We start from the raw sequence: 19209 nt of genomic DNA, 5'->3' as shown, positions 1-19209 counted from the left end.
GGGCGCGCGTCACAGATGCAACAGTGGCCACCTACACTCATCGAAACTTGTCCGTCCGAGTCGCGTTGCCGGGAGGCCGACTATGTCGCAGCACCTGCAGGACAAAGTTGTCGTCGTCACCGGCGCCGGCGGTGGGTTCGGCAAACTGATCGCCGAGAAGTGCGCCGCCGGCGGCGCCCGTGTGGTCGGCGTGGACATCGGTGCCGAGAACCTCGCTGCGGTCTTCGACGGCATCCGCGCCGCCGGGCTGTCGGGCACCCACCACATCGCCGACGTCACCGACATGGGGCAGATGAAAGCCGCCGTGGAGCACGCCGTGGCGACCTTCGGCGCGGTAGACGTCATCGTCAACAACGCCGGCGTGATGCCGTTGGCGTACTTCGCCGACCACGACAAAGCCTGGCAGCAGTGGCACCGCGCCATCGACATCAATATCAAGGGCGTGGTGAACGGGATCTCGGCCGTCTACGACCAAATGATCGCCCAGGGCCGCGGCCACGTCGTCAACATCTCCTCGATCTACGGCAACGCCGGAGTGGCCGGTTCCGGGGTCTACAGCGCGACCAAGGCCGCGGTCACCGTGCTGTCGGACTCGCTGCGCAGCGAGGCCAAGGGCAAGATCAAGGTGACCACGGTCAAACCGACCGGCGTGCTCGGCACCAATCTCGGCAGCGGGGTCGTCAACGGCGCGGCGATCATGGGCATCGTCGGTTCGCGTGCCGAGAACTACATGCAGTCGATGACCGCATTCGCCAACGGTACCCTGGCGGCCGAGCAGACCGACGTCGACTCGGTGAAGTACTGGCTGATCACCCCCGACGACCTCGCCGCGGCCGTAGTCGCAGTGATCGACCAGCCGTGGGGGATCAGCATCAGTGACATCACCGTGCGGGCAAGCGGCGAAGACTACATCTACTGACACCGAGGCGGCCGTCACGATGTATCCCGGCGCTCATGCGGCGACCACGCCCGACAAGCCGGCGATCATCGTCGCCGACACCGCAGAGACCCTCACCTACGGCCAACTCGACGCCCGCTCGCGGCGGTTCGCCCGCCACCTCTACGACGTCGGGGTCCGGCCGGGCGACCACATCGCGGTGCTCTGCGACAACCAGCCGCGCGCATTGGAGATCTACTGGGCCGCCATGCGTTCCGGGCTCTACATCACGTTCATCAACTCGCACCTGACCGCCGGGGAGGTCGGCTACGTCGTCAACGACTGCGATGCGCAGACATTGGTGATCGCCGAGAAGTACGCCGGCATCGCCGGTGCGGTGGTCGCCCGGACACCCCGGGTCGCTCGCCGGGTCGGACTCGGGCCCATCGATGGTTTCGACGACTACGAGACCCTGGTGGCGGCCGCCTCGGCGCAACCGTTGCCGGCGCAGCCGTGCGGTGCGGACATGCTGTACTCGTCGGGCACAACCGGGTTCCCCAAGGGGGTCAAGGTGCCGTTGCCCGGCCGCGACGTCGACGCGCCGGGCGACCGGATAACGGGCTTGTTCGCGCCGCCGATGGGTTTGGCTGCCGATTCGGTGTACCTGTCGCCGGCCCCGGTCTACCACTCGGCCCCGCTGCGGTTCATGGCCATGGCACACCGGGTCGGCGCCACGGTGGTGATGATGCGGCACTTCGACGCCGCGGACGCGCTGGGGTTCATCGAGCGGTATCGGGTCACCCACAGTCAGTGGGTGCCGACGATGTTCGTCCGGATGCTCAGACTCGACCGGCGGCTTCGTGACTCTTATGACCTGTCATCGCACCGCTGCGCAGTACATGGCGCAGCGCCCTGCCCGGCGGAGGTCAAACACGCCATGATCGATTGGTGGGGGCCGATCCTGCTGGAGTATTACTCGGCCACCGAAGCTGCCGGTACCACCATCATCGACAGTCACGACTGGCTGCGGCATCCCGGCTCGGTCGGCAAACCGGTACTGGGCGTTGCCCACATCTGCGACGACACCGGCGCCGAGGTCGCGACGGGAGCGCACGGCACCGTCTACTTCGAACGTGACGCCGCGCCTTTCGAATACCACAACGACCCGCAGCGCACCGCCGAAACCCGCCACCGGAACCATCCGAACTGGACCACCACCGGTGACGTGGGATACCTCGACGCCGAGGGCTACTTGTATCTCACCGACCGTAAGTCGTTCACGATCATCTCCGGTGGGGTCAACATCTACCCGCAGGAGATCGAGAACGCGCTGGCGCTGCACCCGGCGGTGCTGGATGTGGCCGTCATCGGCGTCCCCGATGAGGAGATGGGGCAGTCGGTGCTTGCGGTGGTCCACCCGGCTGCCGAAGCCGGCCCGCGCGACGAGTTGACCGCAGCGCTCGATCGGTTCCTGCGGGAGCGCCTGGCCCACTACAAGGTGCCCCGCCGCTACGAATTCAGCACCGACCTGCCGCGAACACCCACCGGCAAGCTGGTCAAGGGACGACTGCAGGAGCGTTATGCCTGACTGGGATTCGCCGGCGTTCACCGCGGCCGAGGTGGCCCGCTATCACGACGCCGGGTGGTGGTCGCAGACCACGCTGTCGGATGCGGTCCGCCGCAACGCGCAGCATTTCCCGGCCCGCGCCGCCTACGTCGACCATCCCGGCGCGGAACTGACGTGGCGGGAGTTCGACGCGGCGGCGGACACCCTGGCGGCCAGGCTCGCCGGCGCAGGAGTGTCGCCGGGTGACCGTATCGCGGTCTGGCACGGCGATTCCGCAGCCATCCATGTGCTGTTCGTGGCGATCGAGCGGTGCGGCGCGGTGGTGGTGGGCATCGGTGCGCGTGCCGGGATCCGAGAGGTGACGGCAATCCTGGCCGCAGCGCAGGCCGAGCTGCTGATCACCGACGAGCCGCGTCAGGCGGCCGCGGCCGACCTCGAGATCCACACGGTGCACATCGATGCGCTGAACGCCGCCGCCGAGATCGGGCTGCCCGGGCCGCAACTCGGCGCCGACGACGTTTTCTTGATCAACTCCACCTCCGGCACCACCGGGCTGCCCAAGTGCGTCGTGCACACCCAGAACCGGTGGCACTATTTCCATCAGCTGGCCGTCGCCAACGGTCAGCTGAGCGGCGACGATATTTTTCTGCCGATCATTCCGACCCCGTTCGGTTTCGGGCTCTGGACCAGCCACACCACCCCGATCCACCTGGGTGCCACGGCGGTCCTGCTGGACCGGTTCACCGCCGCGGCGACCTGCGCTGCCATCGCCGAACACCGCGTCAGCGTGTTGTGTTGTGTCAGCACGCAATTGACGATGATGATGGCCGATCCGGCGAGTCGGGAGTTCGACCTGAGCTCGCTGCGGGTGGTGTTCACCGGCGGCGAGGCGCTGCCCTACCGGCCGGCCGCGGAGTTCGAGGAACTCACCGGGGCCACGATCCTGCAGTTCTACGGTTCCAACGAGACCGGCCTGCTCAGCGCGACCACCCTCGACGACCCGCTGGAGCGGCGGCTGCGCACCGGGGGACGGATCGTTCCGGAGATGGCGGTCCGGCTCTTCGGCGGCGAGGACGGCGACACCGACGTGACCGATAGCGGTCGCGGCCAACCCGCCTGCCGGGGACCGGCCACCAGTCTCGGTTATCTGGGCGGTGCCGATCACGACAAACTGTTCACCGCGGACGGCTGGATGCGCATGGGCGACATCTGCGAGATCGACGCCGACGGCTATCTGAGCGTGACCGGCCGGACATCGGACTTCATCCTGCGGGGCGGCAAGAACATCAGCGCCGCGCAGGTCGAGGACGCCGTAATGACCCACCCGGCGATCGCGGTGGCCGCCGCGGTGCCGATGCCCGATGAGGTGTTCGGCGAGAAGGTGTGCGTGTTCGCCGAACTCGCCGACGCGAAAGTCGCCGGCACCGGCAACCTTGAATTGCCCGAGCTCGTCGAGCATCTGCTGGCCCTCGGGGTATCGAAAGAACTACTGCCCGAACGCCTCGTCGTCGTCGACGAACTGCCGCGGTCCTCCGGCGGCAAGATCGCCAAAGGGCAGCTGCGACAGATCAGCGGTCACTCGTAGCCCTCGTAGACCTGCGATGGACCGTCGGGCGTGATGAGATAGCCCACCGTCGCGATGTGCACGTCGCCGACCGGGTCGATCTCGCGGTAGCCGCCGAACAGTTCGACGTCGCCGTCCTGCAGGCCTACCCGGAAGCCGCCCCACAGGTAGGGAACCGGGAACCACAGCTGCTTTCCCGGCAGCTCGTGCAGCACCTCGACCGGGGGATACCGGAACATCTGTCGCAGATCGACACCGCGGAACAGTTGCTGAATCAGGTCGTCGATGATTCCGGTGAGCTGGGTGTTGAGCGCGGCGATCCGGTCGCGGTCCAGCGGCGCCGCCGGGGGCTTGAGTACCTCCAACAGCTCGGCAGGCCGGTGATGCTCGACGGCGATGTCATAGGCGGTACGACCAGCGGCGTCGGGCTGGCTGCGCAGCGCGCCCCGCTCGATCAGCCATGACGCAACGTCCGGGGACGCCCCGTGCCAGCCGGCCTGATGCAGCACGGTCAGCCAGGTTTTGCCGCCGGGACGCCAGGCCTTGACGTCGACCACGTGGTCGCCGCGGTCGAGTTCGCGAACCACCTTGCGCCACTTGCCTCGCTTGGCGGCGTCGGCCAGATACAACGCGGCCTGCGCCTGCCGGTTGCCCAGCAGCGAGCGGTCCATCACGCCCGGCCACAGCGGCGCATTGTTGCGGATCTCGGTGTAGGTCGTCACCGTGGCATCCTCTCGCGGTTCGGGCCGCGATACCTGAACTCGCAGCTATGGATCTGCGTGCGGATCATCCAGGAGCTCCTCCGGATGGTGCAGATGGTTGATCTGCGGTGGGCTGGTGCCGTCGGTCCAGGCCAGCCGGCCTTGCTCGGTGACGTGAGTTTGAAGGTCGCCGCGCGTGGCAGCGCCGTGGTCGGCGCCGCAGGCGAAGTAGAGTGCGTCGGCGTCGGTGCGGCCGTCGGGGTCCCAGTCCGGCGAATGGTGGACCTCGCAATGGTAGCCGGACTCCGAACAGTTCGGCCTGGTGCAGCCGTGGTCGCGGGCGTGGCAGATGATCCGGTGATCCAGGGTGGCGATCCGTTTGCTGCGGCCCAGGTACAACGGGCGCTCGGAGTGGTCGTCGAAGACCACCAGGTAATGAATCGAGTTGGCCGCCATGCGAATCAGGTCACGCATGGGCAGGCGGCTGCCGCCGCCGGTGCGGGCCGGGGCGGGCATGGGGACATCCGGGTCGGCCATGGTGCGGGCCGCCTGGTCGAGGTCGGCGAGTTTGGTGGTGACGATGACCGTCACCGGAACGCCGCGGTGGGTGCCCATGGCGCCGGATTCGATGCCATGGCGCAGCGCGAGTTTGAGCGCATCGTGGTCACGTTGTCCCGACGAACGGGTATCGCGGCCAGCGGAGCCGTCGGGCTGGCGATGACCGGGGCGGACGGCGGCGAAGACGGCCTCGAGGTGGGCGCGGGCTTCGGGATCGACGCAGCCGGAGAGTCGGCTCATCCCGTCGGGGCCTTGGCGGCCCAGGACAAGGTTGCGTCGCCGCGCCCGGTCTTCGTCGGTGAAGTTCCCGTCGGGGTTGAGGCGGTCGGCGATGGCGTGTCCGATGGCGGTGACAAACGCGGCGTCCTGTTCGGTGGCGTGGCGTGCCAGGGTACGCTCGGCAGCCTCACGATCGGCCGGCGCGACCTTCGCGGGTAGTTCGTCGAGGGCTTTGGTGACCGCTTTGATGTGGTCGTCGCCGATGCGGCCGTCCTCGACAGCGGCGGCGGTTTCGGGAAGTTCGGGTGGGGTTGGGGGTCCGGTCAGGTTGCGTCGCGGCCGGATTCGTGCGGCGATGCGGAACCGGCGCCGGACCTCGGCTCGGGTAATGCGCAGGCGCGACCACAACAGGTCTGTGATCTTGGTGTCGGCTGGCAGTCGGGGGTCCTCAGGACCGTCGGCCGGGTCGGCGATCTCGCCGAATATGCGGTAGGACAGACCGCGATTGACTCGATGCTGGGTTTCGAGGTGTTCGGCGACCTCGACGCGAAACGCGTTGCCGACGATGTCGGTGTCCGCGCGCCGCAGCCGGGCCTGGGCATCATCGATCAGGGCCAGGTCCGCGCGGATGGCTGCGCGGGCCGCCGCGGCGGGAGGCAGGACCTGATCGGGTTCGGACACACCTCCAACGTATCGAACAATTGTGCGAATACTGGGGGTCGTGCGGTGCTCTGTGGATGAACCGGGCAACTGTGGATAGATCTCCTGAAACCGCGCTGCGGCATCGCCGTCGAACAGTCCACGGTGGTTGCGACGTCGCACTGCAGCGGCTGCGGCGGAACAAACAGCTCACCGGCAGCGACCTGGAGGCATTGGAGCAGATGCTGATTGACAGCGGGTTGGGTTTGTTCATCCGGTCGCTGGTGGGCCTGGATCGACAGGCTGCAGTCGAGGCTTTCGGCGCCTACCTGGATGGCACAAAGTTCACCGTCGAGCAGATCCGATTCGTCAACCTCATCATCGATGAGGTGACCGCCAACGGGGTGATGGAACCCGCACGTCTCTATGAATCGCCCTACACCGACCACGCACCGCGCGGGCCGGAAGGGATGTTCGGCGACGCCGAGGTGGGCGGCATCGTAGACATCCTGCGCACGGTCAAAAACCACGCCGTCCCGCACCAAGGAACTGTCAGCGGCGTTCGGTAGGGTCCGTCGGCGTGACCGCGAACCTCGCCCTCAAACCGGTAAACGCCCGCCTCGCCGAGGAATTGGCGGTGGCAGAACGACAGGTCGCCGCGGCTGTCGCGTTGCTCGACGAGGGGGCGACGGTGCCGTTCATCGCCCGCTACCGCAAGGAGGTCACCGGCAGCCTGGATGACGGACAGCTCCGAACGCTTGAGGAGCGACTGCGTTACCTGCGTGAACTCGACGACCGCCGGGCCGCCGTGCTGGCCTCGATCGAGGAGCAGGGCAAGCTCACCGATGAGCTCAGCACCGCGCTGCTGGCCGCTGACACCAAGGCGCGGGTCGAGGACATCTACCTGCCGTACAAGCCGAAGCGCCGCACCAAGGCGCAGATCGCCCGCGAGGCCGGTCTGGAACCGCTGGCCGACCGGTTGCTGGCCGACCCGATGCTGGACCCGCAACAGCTCGCCGGGGAATTCACCGGCGAGGACGTCGCCGACGCCGCGGCGGCGCTGGAGGGCGCGCGTGCCATCCTGGTCGAGCGTGCCGCCGAGGACGCCGAACTGGTAGGGGCCGTGCGGGAGAAGTTCTGGTCCTGCGGGTCGCTGCGCACCGCGCCTCGGTCAGACGAGGCTGCGAAAAACGCTGCCGCACAGAAATTCCGTGACTATTTCGAGTTCAGCGAGGCGTTGGAGACGATGCCGTCGCACCGGGTGCTGGCGGTGCTGCGCGGCGAGAAGGAGGAGGCCCTCGCGCTGACCTTTGGCGGCGGCGACGCCGAGCCCTACCAGGCGATGGTGGCCGAGTCGCTCGGTGTGGACATGGCCGCGCCCGGCCAGGCGACGCCCTGGCTGGCCGAGACGGTGCGGTGGGCGTGGGAGACCCGGCTGGCGTTCTCGGCCGCCGTCGACGCCCGGATGCGGCTGAAGCAACGCGCCGAAGCCGATGCGGTGACGGTGTTCGCCACCAACCTCAAGGACCTGCTGCTGGCCGCCCCGGCCGGCAACCGCACCACCCTCGGACTGGACCCGGGGTTTCGCACCGGCGTCAAGGTGGCCGTGGTGGACGGCACCGGCAAGGTGCTCGACACCTGCGCGATCTTCCCGCACCAGCCGCAACGGCAGTGGGACCAGGCCAAGGCGATGCTGGCTGCGCTGATCGCCCGCCACGGCGTGGACCTGATCGCCGTCGGCAACGGCACCGCCTCGCGGGAGACCGACGCCCTGGCCGGCGAGCTGATCGCCGACCTCAAAGCGGCCGGCGCCGCCGCGCCGGTCAAGGCGATGGTCAGCGAGGCCGGCGCCTCGGTCTACTCGGCGTCGGCCTACGCCGCACACGAACTACCCGACCTCGATGTCACGCTGCGCGGGGCGGTGTCGATCGCGCGGCGGCTGCAGGACCCGCTGGCCGAGCTGGTCAAGATCGAACCGAAGTCCATCGGCGTCGGCCAGTACCAGCACGACGTTTCGCCGGGCAACCTGGCGCGCAGCCTCGACGCGGTGGTCGAAGACGCCGTGAACGCCGTCGGCGTCGACCTCAACACCGCGTCCGCGCCCCTGCTGGCCAAAGTGTCGGGCGTCTCGGAATCACTGGCCGAAGCCATCGTGGCGCACCGCGAACAGGCCGGACCGTTCCGGAGTCGGGCCGCCCTGCGCGACGTGCCGAGGTTGGGGCCCAAGGCATTCGAGCAGTGCGCCGGGTTCCTGCGCATCCGCGATGGCGACGACCCGCTGGACTCCTCCGGCGTGCATCCGGAGGCCTACCCGGTGGTCCGCCGGATCCTGGACCGCGCGGGTGTCGCACTGGCCGAGATCATCGGCGACGAACGACTGCTGCGGTCTTTGCGGCCCGCCGATTTCGCCGACGACCGCTTCGGGGTTCCCACGGTGACCGACATCCTCGCCGAGCTGGAGAAGCCGGGCCGCGACCCGCGGCCGGCGTTCTCCACGGCGACGTTCGCCGCGGGCGTGGAGAAGGTGGCCGACCTGAAAGTGGGCATGGTTCTGGAAGGGGTGGTGACCAACGTCGCCGCCTTCGGCGCCTTCGTCGACGTCGGAGTCCACCAGGACGGCCTGGTGCACGTCTCGGCGATGGCGGACCGTTTCGTCTCCGACCCGCACGAGGTGGTCCGTTCCGGCCAGGTGGTGAAGGTCAAGGTCGTCGACGTCGACGTCGACCGCCAGCGGATCGGGCTCAGCCTGCGGCTGCGGGACAAGCCGGATCGCGGCTCGGCCGCCAAACCGGCTGCGGGCCGCGACACCGGCAAGCAGAATCGGGGGCGGCGACCCGGTAACGGTGCCGGGCGCCGGGACGCGGCCCCGGCCGGCGGGTCGATGGCCCAGGCGCTGCGGGACGCCGGATTCGGAAAGTGAGGGGCAGGCATGGGCATGCTGGACAGCGCGCAGGCCGACGCCGCCCATCGGTTCGCTGACATCGTCGGCGCGGCCGATCTGCTCACCGGGGAGCAGATCGGCCCGGACTACACCCACGATGAGGCACTGGTCGGGGCGCCGGTGACACCGCGCTACGTCGCTCGCCCGCAGACCGCCGAACAGGTCGCGGCGCTGCTGGCCGCCGCGACCGACGACAAGATCCCGGTGACCGCCCGCGGGTCGGGCACCGGGCTGTCGGCCGGCGCGCGACCGTGCGCCGACGGCCTGCTGATCTCCTTGGAGAAGATGGCGGCCATCCTGGAGATCGACACCGACAACCAGGTCGCCGTGGTGCAGCCCGGGGTCACGTTGGCCGACCTCGACACCGCAACCGCCGCGGCGGGGTTGATGTACACCGTCTTCCCCGGGGAGCTGTCGGCCAGTGTCGGCGGCAACGTCGGCACCAACGCCGGCGGGATGCGCGCGGTGAAATACGGGGTGACCCGCCACAACGTGCTCGGATTACAGGCGGCGCTGCCGACCGGCGAGCTGATCCGCACCGGCGGCCGGATCACCAAACTGTCCACCGGATACGACCTGACCCAGCTGATCATCGGCTCCGAGGGAACCTGCGCGCTGGCCACCGAGATCACGGTGCGGCTCTACCCGCGGCTGGCCCACTCGGCGACGTTGCTGGCGCCGTTCCCCGACCTGCCCGCGGTGATGCGCGCGGTGCCGACGGTGGTGCGCAGCGGCGTGGACCCGGTGATCCTGGAATACGTCGATAAACTCACCCTGGCCGCGATCAGCTACGCACAGCACCTCAACCTGGGCATCCCCGACGAGGTCCGTGACAGCGCCGAAGCGCACCTGGTGATCGGGCTGGAGAACCGCGACCGTGCCCGCCTCGACGACGACGTGGCGATGCTGGGCGAACTGCTGGGCTCACTGGGGGCAGTCGATGTCTACGTACTGGAAGGAAACTCGGCGCACACGCTGATCGAGGCGCGCGAGAAGGCGTTCTGGACGGCCAAGGCCGCCGGCGCCCACGACGTCATCGACGTGGTGGTTCCGCGTGCGGTCATGCACGAGTTCTTCACCCGGGCTCAGCAATCCGCGCAAGCGGCCGGCGCGGGCGTGGTCGGATGCGGGCACGCCGGAGACGGCAACGTGCACCTGGCGGTGTTCTGCGCCGACGATGAGGCCCGGCACCAACTGCTGCACGACATCTTCGCGGCGGCGATGGCGTTGGGCGGTGCGATCTCCGGCGAGCACGGCCTCGGCCGGGCCAAGACGCAACACTTCCTGGAATTGGAGGACCCGGTCAAGATCGCGCTGATGCGCCGGATCAAGGACGCCTTCGACCCCGCCGGGATCCTCAACCCCGGCGTGCTTCTATAGGACGACCTCTGCGACCGGGAACGTCGCGGCCCCCGGACGGCGTGTCGCGTCGCAGTGTTCCCACTCGGCGGGACGAAGAAAGGCAACCTCATGACCAACGGAGCACAGGCCCTGATCACCACCCTGGTCGACAGCGGCGTGCAGGTCTGCTTCGCCAACCCCGGCACGTCTGAGATGCATTTCGTGGCCGCGCTGGATTCGGTGCCGCAGATGCGCGGGGTGTTGTGCCTGTTCGAAGGAGTGGTGACCGGCGCAGCCGACGGCTACGCCCGCATCGCCGGAAAGCCCGCGGCCACCCTTTTGCACCTGGGACCCGGGCTGAGTAACGGCCTGGCCAATCTGCACAACGCCCGCCGGGCGCACGTGCCGGTGGTCAACGTCATCGGTGACCACGCCACCTACCACAAAAAGTACGACGCCCCACTGGAATCCGACATCGAGCCGCTGACGGACTGGACCCACGGCTGGGTGCGTCGCACCGGCGCGGGGACCGACATCGGCCGGGATGCGGCCGAAGCGGTGGCCGCCTCGATGGCCAGTCCGGCGCAGGTGGCCAACCTGATCCTGCCCGCCGACATCTCCTGGGACGACGGGGCGCAGGCGGCCGGACCGGTCGAAGCGGTCGCCGCGGCCGCCCCCGACCCACATGCCGTCGCCGAGATCGCCGACGTGCTGCGCAGCGGCGAGCCGGTGGCGCTGCTGATCGGCGGGCCGGCGGCCGCCGAGGTGGCAGCACTGCAGGCCACCGACCGGATCGCCGCGGCGACCGGAGCCCGTGCGCTGGTCGAGACGTTCCCGGCCCGGTTGGCGCGCGGCGCCGGGGTGCCGGCCATCGACCGGCTCGGCTACCTGGCCGAGCAGGCTGCGTTCCAGCTCGACGGGATCAAGCACCTGGTGGTCGCCGGCACCAGAGCCCCGGTGTCGTTCTTCGCCTACCCCGGCAAGCCCAGTGACCTGGTGCCCGAAGGCTGTGCGGTGCACCAGTTGGCGGGCCTGGAGACGGACGTGGCCGCCGCGCTGGCACAACTTGCCGAGGCGGTGGCGCCGGGGGTGCAGCCGCGGCCCGCACCCGCCGCCGCCCCGCAGCTGCCGGCGGGGGAGCTCACCCCGCAGAACTGGGTGCAGGTGATCGGGGCGCTGCTGCCCGAGAACGCGATCATCTCCGATGAGTCCAACACCTCGGGCCTGATGCTTCCCGCGGCCACCGCCGGCGCGCCGCGCCACGATGTGCTCACCCTCACCGGCGGTGCGATCGGGCAGGGACTGCCGGTCGCGCTGGGTGCTGCCGTCGCCGCGCCGGACCGGCCGGTGATCGCGCTGCAAGCCGACGGCAGCGCGGCCTACACCATCTCGGCGTTGTGGTCGATGGCGCGGGAGAACGCCGACGTGACCACGGTGCTGATCAACAACAGCTCCTACGCGATCCTGCGCATGGAACTGGCCCGGGTGGGTGCCGAAGCTGAAGGTGGGCGTTATGGTCCCAAAGCGGAAGCGCTGCTGGACCTTTCGCGGCCGAACATGGACTTCGCCAAGATCGCCGAGGGTTTCGGGGTGCCGGCGAGCGTGGCGACCACCTGTGAGGAACTCGCCGAACAGTTCCGCCGGGCGCTGGCCGAACCGGGCCCGCACCTCATCGATGCGCGGATGCCGAGCGTGTTCTGACCGAGTCGTACTAACCGCTCGTCAGGCGATTCGCGGCGAAGGCGGCGCCCTCGTCGGCCTTGCCGTCCTGCACATACATCAGGTGCGGGACGACGCTGCCGTTGTCTTCGCAGTAGATGTCACCCGCCAGGCAGAAGGTGATGGTCATCGGCTGGTACGAGGCGGCGAGGACCGGCAGCGGACCGCCCCACAACGAGGTGGAGTACGGACTCGACGGTGGACCGAAGAGGGCCACTGCGGCCACCCGTTGAGCGACCGCCGGCGGCAGCGAATTACTGGACATCTCGATGACGCTGGCGCCCTGGGAGTAACCGCCGAGCACGAGTTTGGTGTTCGGGCAGTTGGCGACGGTGGCCTGGATGCGTGCGGTGGCGTCGCTCTCACCGAGCAGCGCGCTGTTGCGGTAGTCGGTGCTCGCCGGGTAGTCGACCGGGTAGACGCGCACGTCGCGACCGGGCAGTTGTTCGGTGAGCGACGCGACAAACGCCTCGCCGACGTCACCGAGCCCGACGGGCTGCCCGGAGCCGCGCGCGAACACCACCTCGGTGTCCGGGCAGGGCTCGGCGCCGGCGGCCGGAATGCCCGTCGGCGAGCCCAGCAGGGTTCCCATCAGCATCACCGCGACAGTGACGGTGCGAACAGTGTCACGCAAGGTCATGGTCAAATGCTGACATGTCGCGGTCGCCCGACCGGCCCGCGGGTCGACATTCGGCGCCGTGCCGGCCCGGTCAGGTCATCGCCCGCACGCCGGCAATCGCAGCCGACCGGCGCCGCCAGCAAACAGCAATGCCGACGTCACGCTGCGAAGACAGTGATTACAGCCGGTTTGCCGCGTAGGCCGCACCCTCGTCGGCGATCCCGTCGTAGGCGCCAGGGGCGTGCGCCGCGAAATTCATTCCCTCTGAGCAAACCGGGTCTTCCGGCGCGCACAGTTGAATGGTCTTGGCCAGGTAGGCGGGGCCGATGGCCAGGGGTGGTTGACCCAGGAAGTTCATCGCCCGCTCGTTCGGGGTGCCGAACAGCACGACGGCGGCGACGTGGTCGGCCACCTCGGGGGGCATCGGCTGTGGTACATCGACTCCTACCACCCCGTCCGGGATGGCGTTGGCGGTGGAGAAACCCATCACCGCGGCGCCCTGCGAGAAGCCGCCGAGCACCATCTTGGTCTTGGGGCAGTTCGCGGCGGTGGCCTGGATGTGCGTGGTGGCGTCACGGATGCCCTGGATACCGGTCGGCCAGTCGTTGGTGGCCGGGTAGTCGACGGCGTAGACCGCCATGGAGCGCTCGCCGAGCCGGCGCTGCAGCGCATCGACGAATGCTTGCCCGGTCTCACCGAGGCCGATCGCTTCATCGGTGCCTCTAGCAAACAAGACTTGGACGTCCGGGCAGGGTTCGGCATAGGCGAGGGGAGGGGTGACAGCGGTGCTCTGCAGCAGCCAGGTCAGTGCCGGCACAACACCGAGGGAGCGAAGAATCCGACGTGTGTTCACCCGTTCATGGTGGCATAACTCGTGCCGCGACGTAAGCAAGCTGCCCTGGGAATTCACGTAATAGCGGAGGCGGTTGCCGGCGCGTCGCGCCCCGACTCGCATGTCGTGTTCAGGATTTGGATCATCACCGGACCACGCGCAAGTGAGCGGGCGGTTACCACGGCATGTCGGCCCGGTGTCGGCGGAGCGGCCACCGCACTGTGTTGCCGGAGCAAACTCGGAACCGGACGCCGCCGCGGGGTGCCGCCAGCCCGCTCCCGACACGGTGTCATCGACTGCCGGAAGCCGGGGGCCGCAGGTGTTCGGGGGTTGCCGCGCGAAGCGCTGCGAGCGGTTCGGCGCACCAATGGCGCTGCAATGCGGAGGAAATCGGAGACGCATCGATAAAATTGCATGGATCCGGTGCGTTCCGATCGCCGGTGGACACTGTGGATGGGACAGCATGGCGCATGACACAGGCCCCGCGATGGGCATGTCTGTCGGAGCGACCACTCTGGCGGCGGTCACCGCCGATCGCGCGATCACCCGCCGGCCGGTGCTCACGCTGTTCCGGGACCGGCCGTCCCAGATCGGCATGCCGTCGGAGAATTCCGCCGTCAACGTCGACCTGGTCGAGCGCGGGCTGGTGGTGACCGATTTCGTCGATCGCGTCGGCGGCCGGGAGCCGGTGGTGGCGGGCGACGGATCCACACACCGCGCCGAGCAACTGCTCGGCGACGGGCTGCACGCGCTGGCCTACGCCGCGACCGAGGGACGCCCGATACCGCCCGCGGTTGCGGTCAGCCATCCGGCCCACTGGTCGCGGGAAGCCATCGGCGCGCTGCGCACCGCCTTGGGGCGGGTGTCGGAATGGGCGCAGCATCCGGTGACGCTGATCTCGGACACCGCTGCGGTGTTGACGGCCCTGCGGGCCAATCCGGGCCTGCCCGACCACGGCATCATCGCGGTGTGTGACTTCGGCGGCAGCGGTAGCAATATCACCCTCGTCGACGCCCGACGCGATTACGAACCCATCGGCGCCACCCGCCGCATCACGACGTTCTCCGGTGATGTGATCGATCAGGCGTTGCTCGATCATGTGGTGGCCGATCTGGGCGGCAACAGTGACGGGCCCCCGACGGTCGGGTCGTTGACCCGGTTGCGCAGCCAGTGCCGAGACGCCAAGGAGCACCTGTCGACGGAGACGGTCGCCGAACTTGCGGGATTCCACGGTGGGGTATGGCTGACCCGCGCAGAACTCGACGAGGCGCTGCGTCAACCGCTCGACGGCTTCTTCACCGCATTACAAGAGACCTTGGACGACAACGAGATCGCTCCCGGCGAGTTGTCAGCGATCGTGTCGGTCGGCGGTGGGGCCAATATGCCGACGGTCACGAACGGCCTGTCGCAACGCTTCGGTGCCGCCGTCATCAGCTCGCCCCGGCCACAGTTGACGGCGGCGATCGGCGCGGCGCTCAGCGTTGCCGGCAACGCGGTGGCCACGCCGAGAAAAGCTGCGCCGCCGGCCGAGCCGCCACCGCTGCCCGAAACCGCGCCGGTCGAACCCCCACCACCACCACCGCCGCCGGTGGCCAACCCGCCCAACGCGGCGTTCAAACCCCTGATCACGCCGCCGCCGGTGGCCCGTCCCGCGCCCGTACCGCAGCCTGTCGCACCCGAGCCGGTGGAGATCGGCGACCGGGGCGGAGTGCCGTGGTACCGGCGACCGGCGCCGGTGGTGATCCTGGCTGCGCTGGTCGCGATGTTGTTGGGCACCGTGGCCGTGCTGGTGTTGCGGCACGCCGCCGATGAGGGACCGGGTTCCGGTGTGCTGACGACGGTGTCGACGACCCATCCCACGACCACCGTCGAACTGCCGCCGGCGTACGCGCCGCACCCCCAACCGGCCCCGCCGGCCTTCCCGCATCTTCCCGAGGCGCCGGCCCTGCCGCCGGGCCCGGAACCCGCCGAGGTCCCGGCCGTCCCGTAGCGCTACGCCGCCCTTTTGGACAGCACCACCAGCGCCAGCGGAATCTGCACCTGTTGCGGGCTGCTTGCCAGCTCGGCGGCGACACCGGCCTGCAGACGCTGCACGAAGTCGGCTGCCCGCGGGTCGCCGGCCCCGCCGGCCAGTGCGGCGGCCAGCGTCGGAAAGATCGCGGCGCTGGTGAACGCGGCCCACTGGGCGCCCAGCGCACGCGCGTCGGCGTCGAGCAGGTAGCGCTCCCAGAACCGGTCCTCGGCGTCGAACACCTCGAGTCGGTCGATCGTCAGTGCTTCGAACCGCCCGGCCGGGGCGAACGGCGCGCGAAGCTCTTTTTCGCTGCGGCCGAGCACCGGGATGGTCATCCGAGTGACCTCGTCGCGGCTCAGCAAGCCGTCGTGCACCAGTTCGTCGAGCGCCGCGACGATGGCGTCCAGCACGGGCTGGTAGCCGGACCGGCCCTGCGCGTCGACGGCCGCGGTCAACACCAGCAGTTTGCCGCCCGGGGCCAGTTCCCGGCCGCGGAAGGCCAGAAAGTCGTGCCAGTCCTGAGCGGCCCGGCGGGTGTACTCCTGCCGGACGCCGGCGTCGTCGCTGTGGTCGACATGGACGTGATCATCAAATTCGGGCAGTTCTTCGGCGGGTCGGCGCAGCCACATCGTCGCCCACGAAGTCCAGCCCAGGTTGACGCTCTGCGACGGCAGGATCTGGGCGTAGAACGACCGGCCTATCGCCGAGGGGAAGCTGGCCGCGTCCTTGCGGGTGTAACTGTCCGGGTCGTCGGCAAGCGTGCTGAACAGCGCGGTGAAGTCGTTGTCGGGCAGGTCGGTGTGTGCCACCAGCACGGCGTGGTCGGGCCGGGTGCGCCGCCGGAACGCCGCGATGGCGGCACAGATCGGCAGCAGTGAGTTGTAGCCGGTCGCCGCGCCGTAGTCGGCGACCACGATCGGCCGCGGGGCGCGCGGTAGCGGGACCGCCGCCGCCAGCTGTTCGAACACGGCGGTGGCATGGGCCAGGCCGGCTGCCTGCAATCGCCTCGAGGGGGTGCCGGCAGCCTCCGGGCGGACGACGATGCTCGACTCCCGCATGTGCACCTCCCACCGTTGCGGGCATTCGCGGACACCACCTCCGACGGTAGCGGGTGTGCCGCTGCCGGTGATCACCGTGGCACACTGCCCAGGTGAGCGGCGTGCGGGCGACCCGACGGGTTCCGGTCGTGGTCGCGGCGGTCCTGATGGCCATCGGTGTCATCGGGTTCGTGGTTGCGCTGATGCTCAACATTTTCGTGCTGGATCGCTACAACGCCTACGGCGAGGTGCCGATCCCGGGGACGGGCACCGTCCACCTTCCGGCCGGCGAGGTGACGGTGAGCCTGCACACCCGGGTCATCTCCAGTCCCAGCGGCGGCGGCCTGCCGGTGCCGCCGTTGAGCCTGGGAGTGGTGGCACCGGCCGGGGCGGCCGATCCGGAGTTTACCGAGAGCGTCGGGATCACGACGACGGTCAACAACGACTCCCGGCGGCGGTTGTGGCGGGTCCAGGTGGCGGCGGCCGGCGACTACCAGATCAGCACGGACGGCGACGTCGGCGGATTCATCGCCCCGCGGCTGGCCTTCGGCAGGTCCGGTGCCCACGGTTCGCTTCCGTGGGCGTTCGCGGCGGTGTTCGGGCTGGGCACGGTGGGTCTGATCGGAGCACGATTCTGGCCGGTCCGCGACCGCAGCCGGCCGACGGTGGGCGCGGCGTTGGTCCCCGACGGCGAGGGCATCCGTATCGAGCAGCTCAAAACGATTACGGCACTGCGTGATTGCGGCGCGTTGACGGCGGCCGAGTTCGAGGCCGAGAAGCGGCGAATCCTCGACGAACGCTGAGGCTCAGTGGCCGTGCCGGGTGGGCCGCTTCCTCCGCACCGCTCGTTCCTCGCGGTGCATCGTCAGTGGCCGCGCGCCACCCACTCGTCGTAGTTGACCAGTTCGTCGCCGATGCGGGTGTTGTCGCCGTGGCCGGTGTAGACGACGGTGTCGGCCGGCAGACTGCCGAGCTGCTCGGAGATCGACGCCAGGATCGTCGGGAAGTCCGAGAACGAGCGTCCGGTCGCCCCCGGCCCGCCGCAGAACAGCGTGTCGCCGCTGAACACCGCGCCCAGTTCGGGCGCGTACCAGCACACCGATCCCGGCGAGTGGCCCGGCGTGTGCAGAGCCCGGAGCTCGGTGCCGGCCACCCGCAGCGTTTGGTCGTCCGATAGCGGCCGAAAGTCCTTGTCCGGATGCGTCATCCGCCACAGCATCTCGTCGGAGGGGTGCAGCAGCACCGGAGCGTCGAAGGTTTCGCCGAGTTCCGGCGCCACGGTGATGTGGTCGTTGTGGCCGTGCGTGCACACCACCGCGACCACCTTGCGGCCGCCGACGCCTTCGATGATCGGCGCGGCGGTGTGGGCGGCGTCGAAGACCACCACCTCCGAGTCGTCGCCGACGATCCAGATGTTGTTGTCGACGTCCCAGCTGCCGCCGTCGAGCTCGAAGGTGCCGCTGGTGACGACACGCTGGATGGTGCTCACAACATCACCACCGAGCGCAGCACCTTACCGTCGTGCATCTTTTCGAAGGCCTCCTCGATGTCGTCGAGGCCGATGCGTTCGGAGACGAACTTCTCCAGCGGCAGCCGTCCCTGTAGGTAGAGGCTGATCAGCGTGGGGAAGTCGCGCTCGGGCAGGCAGTCGCCGTACCAGGACGACTTCAGCGACCCGCCATGGGAGAAGAAGTCGATCAACGGCATGTCCAGCCGCATGTCGGGGGTCGGAACCCCCACCAGCACAACGGTTCCGGCCAGGTCACGGGCATAGAACGCCTGCTTCCAGGTCTCCGGGCGCCCGACGGCGTCGATCACCACGTCAGCGCCGAAGCCGTCGGTGAGCTCCTGGATGATCTCGACCGGATCCTGGGTGGCCGCGTTGATGGTGTCGGTCGCGCCGAAGCCGCGGGCCCAGTCCAGTTTGGTGTCGTCGGTGTCCACGGCGATGATCCGGCGGGCGCCGACCAGGGCCGCACCGGCGATCGCGGCATCGCCCACGCCGCCGCAGCCGATCACCGCGACCGTGTCGTCGCGGGTGACGCCGCCGGTGTTGATCGCCGCGCCCACGCCGGCCATCACCCCGCAGCCCAACAGTCCGGCCACCGCCGGGTCGGCGGCCGGATCGACTTTGGTGCACTGACCCTCGTGGACCAGTGTCTTGTCGGCGAACGCCCCGATGCCCAGCGCCGGGGTCAGCTCGGTGCCGTCTGCCAACGTCATCGGCTTCGAGGCGTTGAAGGTGTCGAAGCACAAGTGTGGGCGGCCGCGCTTGCAGGCCCGGCACTGTCCGCACACCGCGCGCCAGTTCAGCACCACGAAGTCACCGGGCTCGACCGCGGTCACCGCCGAGCCCACCGACTCGACGGTGCCGGCGGCCTCGTGGCCCAGCAGGAACGGGTAGCTGTCGTTGATGCCGCCGTCCCGGTAGGTCAGGTCGGTGTGGCACACCCCGCAGGCGGTGATGGCGACGACGACGTCGTTGGCGCCGGGGTCGGGGATGACGATGTCGGCCACTTCGACCGGTTTGCCCTTTTCGCGGGAGATCACGCCGCGCACTGTCTGACTCATGATGCCAACC

16 protein-coding genes are annotated in these 19209 nt (G+C 69.2%); 9 read left to right on the top strand and 7 right to left on the bottom strand.

The genetic code is table 11. The features are described 5' to 3' along the window. Positions 1–82 precede the first annotated feature (82 nt). From G6N19_RS01305 to G6N19_RS01295, 3 genes are read left to right on the top strand one after another with little or no spacing between them, the layout of a single operon-like run. Positions 83–919 carry an SDR family oxidoreductase gene (locus G6N19_RS01305; RefSeq protein WP_013828557.1) on the top strand — a complete coding sequence of 279 codons (837 nt, stop codon included), beginning with the start codon at positions 83–85 and terminating at the stop codon, positions 917–919. A 19-nt stretch (positions 920–938) separates the two neighbouring features. Then, a complete protein-coding gene (locus G6N19_RS01300; RefSeq protein ID WP_193465624.1) occupies positions 939–2465 on the top strand; it encodes an acyl-CoA synthetase in 1527 nt (508 codons plus the stop codon). Continuing rightward, the gene (locus G6N19_RS01295) at positions 2458–4029 is read left to right on the top strand and encodes a class I adenylate-forming enzyme family protein (RefSeq protein ID WP_193465623.1); all 1572 of its coding nucleotides are present in this window, start codon (positions 2458–2460) and stop codon (positions 4027–4029) included. Before G6N19_RS01300 ends, G6N19_RS01295 begins: the two co-directional genes overlap by 8 nt. Here the strand turns inward: G6N19_RS01295 and G6N19_RS01290 are convergent. Further along, the gene (locus G6N19_RS01290; protein WP_013828560.1) at positions 4020–4730 is read right to left on the bottom strand and encodes an ankyrin repeat domain-containing protein; all 711 of its coding nucleotides are present in this window, start codon (positions 4728–4730) and stop codon (positions 4020–4022) included. The genes G6N19_RS01295 and G6N19_RS01290 overlap by 10 nt on opposite strands. 45 nt (positions 4731–4775) lie before the next feature. Then, positions 4776–6167: a DUF222 domain-containing protein gene (locus tag G6N19_RS01285; protein ID WP_193465622.1), complete on the bottom strand. Its 1392-nt coding sequence runs from the start codon at positions 6165–6167 to the stop codon at positions 4776–4778. 56 nt (positions 6168–6223) lie between these two features. On the opposite strand from G6N19_RS01285, the gene G6N19_RS01280 reads away from it, so the two are divergent. The 4 genes from G6N19_RS01280 (at position 6224) to G6N19_RS01265 (ending at position 12108) form a co-directional block, all read left to right on the top strand. Next, the gene (locus G6N19_RS01280) at positions 6224–6694 is read left to right on the top strand and encodes a type I restriction-modification enzyme R subunit C-terminal domain-containing protein (RefSeq protein ID WP_193465621.1); all 471 of its coding nucleotides are present in this window, start codon (positions 6224–6226) and stop codon (positions 6692–6694) included. An 11-nt stretch (positions 6695–6705) separates the two neighbouring features. After that, positions 6706–9045: a Tex family protein gene (locus G6N19_RS01275; protein WP_193465620.1), complete on the top strand. Its 2340-nt coding sequence runs from the start codon at positions 6706–6708 to the stop codon at positions 9043–9045. A gap of 9 nt (positions 9046–9054) precedes the next feature. Then, positions 9055–10446: an FAD-binding oxidoreductase gene (locus G6N19_RS01270; RefSeq protein ID WP_013828564.1), complete on the top strand. Its 1392-nt coding sequence runs from the start codon at positions 9055–9057 to the stop codon at positions 10444–10446. A gap of 90 nt (positions 10447–10536) precedes the next feature. Next, complete coding sequence (locus G6N19_RS01265; protein ID WP_013828565.1) at positions 10537–12108, top strand: acetolactate synthase large subunit; 1572 nt, start codon at positions 10537–10539, stop codon at positions 12106–12108. A 10-nt stretch (positions 12109–12118) separates the two neighbouring features. Here the strand turns inward: G6N19_RS01265 and G6N19_RS01260 are convergent, their stop codons facing one another. Both G6N19_RS01260 and G6N19_RS01255 read right to left on the bottom strand, forming a co-directional pair. Then, positions 12119–12766, bottom strand: coding sequence for a cutinase family protein (locus tag G6N19_RS01260; protein WP_013828566.1), 648 nt, complete (start codon positions 12764–12766; stop codon positions 12119–12121). Positions 12767–12923: 157 nt separating this feature from the next. Then, entirely contained in the window at positions 12924–13598 is a 675-nt protein-coding gene (locus tag G6N19_RS01255; RefSeq protein ID WP_041317663.1) for a cutinase family protein, read from the bottom strand. Between the two features lie 442 nt (positions 13599–14040). Between G6N19_RS01255 and G6N19_RS01250 the strand changes: the two genes are divergently transcribed. Continuing rightward, positions 14041–15567: an Hsp70 family protein gene (locus tag G6N19_RS01250; protein ID WP_193465619.1), complete on the top strand. Its 1527-nt coding sequence runs from the start codon at positions 14041–14043 to the stop codon at positions 15565–15567. A gap of 2 nt (positions 15568–15569) precedes the next feature. Here the strand turns inward: G6N19_RS01250 and G6N19_RS01245 are convergent, their stop codons facing one another. Next, positions 15570–16649, bottom strand: a complete 1080-nt coding sequence (locus tag G6N19_RS01245; RefSeq protein ID WP_013828569.1) for a class I SAM-dependent methyltransferase — start codon at positions 16647–16649, stop codon at positions 15570–15572. 101 nt (positions 16650–16750) lie between these two features. On the opposite strand from G6N19_RS01245, the gene G6N19_RS01240 reads away from it, so the two are divergent. After that, positions 16751–17431: an SHOCT domain-containing protein gene (locus G6N19_RS01240; RefSeq protein ID WP_013828570.1), complete on the top strand. Its 681-nt coding sequence runs from the start codon at positions 16751–16753 to the stop codon at positions 17429–17431. A gap of 62 nt (positions 17432–17493) precedes the next feature. Here G6N19_RS01240 and G6N19_RS01235 read toward each other — a convergent pair whose 3' ends face one another. Continuing rightward, complete coding sequence (locus G6N19_RS01235) at positions 17494–18117, bottom strand: MBL fold metallo-hydrolase (protein WP_013828571.1); 624 nt, start codon at positions 18115–18117, stop codon at positions 17494–17496. Beyond that, positions 18114–19199, bottom strand: a complete 1086-nt coding sequence (locus G6N19_RS01230) for an S-(hydroxymethyl)mycothiol dehydrogenase (protein WP_193465618.1) — start codon at positions 19197–19199, stop codon at positions 18114–18116. The genes G6N19_RS01235 and G6N19_RS01230 overlap by 4 nt, the downstream gene beginning before the upstream one ends. Positions 19200–19209: the final 10 nt, after the last annotated feature.

Origin of the sequence: Mycobacterium novum (assembly GCF_010726505.1) — a bacterium.
In the GTDB taxonomy this organism is placed as follows: Bacteria; Actinomycetota; Actinomycetes; order Mycobacteriales; family Mycobacteriaceae; genus Mycobacterium; species Mycobacterium algericum.
This window is presented reverse-complemented; position numbering and strand designations above follow the sequence as displayed.